This window comes from Trichococcus sp. (assembly GCF_049589555.1).
GTDB lineage: Bacteria > Bacillota > Bacilli > Lactobacillales > Aerococcaceae > Trichococcus.
The window spans coordinates 1-1,619 of sequence record NZ_JBAWAZ010000343.1 but is presented as its reverse complement, the minus strand read 5'-3'; the positions used below and the strand labels follow the sequence as shown (position 1 = coordinate 1,619).

Genomic DNA, 1,619 nt, shown 5'->3' with positions numbered 1-1,619 from the left:
ATTTCATCGATGTTATTGAAGAATTCTTCCAGTGAATTTCCTTCAGGTGCGATGTCGACATCATGGAAGCAGAAGAATTCAACATCAAGTTTTTCCAAAATTTCAAAGAAAGCTTCCACACGATTTTTTGCGGTTTCCATCGGAGTGGACCCTTCCCATGTGCGGATGTTCGTAGGGCTTCCGAAAGGATCGGAGCCGTCTTGCGTCATTGTGTGCCAGTATGCGACACCGAAACGCAAATGTTCCTTCATCGTTTTACCCATCACCACTTCTGACGGATTGTAATGGCGGAACGCCATTGGATTTTCTGTGGTAACGCCTTCATATTTGATTTTATCTACTGTTGAAAAATAACTCATTTCTTTTCCTCCTCAAAAATGGTATCTTATTGTTAACTTCTCTTTGGGTTAGTTCGCTCAACTAACTCATGAACATAATATAAACGATAATTTTTTAGTTGTCAAGCGCTTTCAGAAGATATATGATAGATAACGAAGGAAGAAGGAGTGGTTTTATTGATTCATAGCAAATATACGATCCGCGAAAACAACGAGGCAATCATTTTGAATGCCATCATCAGCCAGAAAGAAATTTCCCGCGCTGAATTATCCGTCCTTGCCGGTCTGAATAAGGCTTCCGTATCCGCAATCACCAAAAAACTGTTGGAAGACGAGTTGATCCATGAAGACCGGATCGGCGACGCAGCCAGAATCGGCGGCCGGAAGCCCATCATGCTCACTTTTAATGGAAAAGCTGCGCTTACCCTTTCCTTGGATGTTGCACCTAATTATGTAGAAGGGCTCATCGCCTACATTGATGGAAAGGTCCTTTATGAATCCGAAATCAGAGGCATCAAAGTTTCTTCGGACAATGTCCTCGCCTATATCACGGAAATGGTTGAAAAATTGACGCAACATGCTGTGGAAACGCCTCACGGCATCACGGGAGTCTGCGTTGCGATCCACGGGCTCGTCAATCAGGAAGAAATCATCTTTACGCCCAACTATACGTTGCAGAGCAATCTGAAGTCTCAATTAGAAGCAATTTATCCCTTTTATGTATATTTGGAAAATGAAGCGAATCTGGCGGCGCTCGGTGAATATACTTTTGGATCCATTTCGGACAGCGTTGTCAGCATGAGCATCCATACGGGCATCGGAGCCGGAATTGTCGAAAATGGGAAACTGAGGACCGGGAAAAAAGGTATAGCTGGTGAAATCGGCCACAGTATCCTCTACCCGGATGGCCGGAAATGCCCTTGCGGCAATGAAGGCTGCTTGGAACAATATGCTTCCCACCAGGCCATCTACAGTGAATTGGAACAGATGCTAGCGTTGCCGGACATCAATTCGTCCGTAGTGATCGAACGCTACAAAAAAGGCGATCCCGTTGTCCAAAAAACATTGCGGACCAATGCGCATTATTTGAGCATCGCCGTCAATAATCTGGCGGTGATCTACGAACCCGATCTGGTGGTGATCAACAGCTCCATTTATTCACAAATCCCTGAGTTGATCAGCATCCAAAAGGGGGATCTCAAAGGTAAATTATCGTGCGATACCAGTGTTGTCAGCAGCTCGCTCAAGCGAAAAGCGACCTTGTTCGGGGGTGTGGCCAAG

Annotated in this window: 1 protein-coding gene and 1 pseudogene; one reads left to right on the top strand and one right to left on the bottom strand. The window is 45.3% G+C overall.

Features of this window, described 5'->3' with window-relative positions; translation table 11 throughout:
• Window positions 1-359: pseudogene (locus tag WBV27_RS11940) on the bottom strand (xylose isomerase); the annotation flags it as partial.
• A 156-nt stretch (window positions 360-515) separates the two neighbouring features.
• Between WBV27_RS11940 and WBV27_RS11935 the strand changes: the two are divergent.
• On the top strand, window positions 516-1,619 hold a 1,104-nt coding region (locus WBV27_RS11935), incomplete at its 3' end, for an ROK family protein (RefSeq protein ID WP_424202353.1).